The sequence below is a fragment of the Halalkalibacter lacteus genome, from assembly GCF_036663595.1.
Taxonomy (GTDB): Bacteria; Bacillota; Bacilli; order Bacillales; family Bacillaceae_D; genus Halalkalibacter; species Halalkalibacter lacteus.
In genome coordinates this window covers 1-233 of sequence record NZ_JAWRVL010000475.1, presented here as the reverse complement: position 1 = coordinate 233, position 233 = coordinate 1, and the positions used below count along the sequence as shown (strand labels likewise).

At 51.5% G+C, this 233-nt stretch carries 2 tRNA genes; both read right to left on the bottom strand.

The annotated features are described in order from the left end of the window. Positions 1-72: 72 nt before the first annotated feature. A tRNA-His gene (locus SAZ04_RS23070) sits at positions 73-147 on the bottom strand. A gap of 9 nt (positions 148-156) precedes the next feature. Then, positions 157-232, bottom strand: a tRNA-His gene (locus tag SAZ04_RS23065). Between the last annotated feature and the right edge of the window lies 1 nt (position 233).

Here is a 233-nt window from a genome sequence, read left to right as displayed (position 1 = left end):
CGGAAGACGAGATTCGAACTCGCGACCCCCACCTTGGCAAGGTGGTGTTCTACCACTGAACTACTTCCGCATTGGCTTGACTAGCTGGATTTGAACTAACGCATAACGGAATCACAATCCGTGCCTTACCACTTGGCGATAGCCCAATGAAATTTTTGGGGCGACTGATGGGAATTGAACCCACGAATGCCGGAATCACAATCCGGTGCGTTAACCACTTCGCCACAATCGCC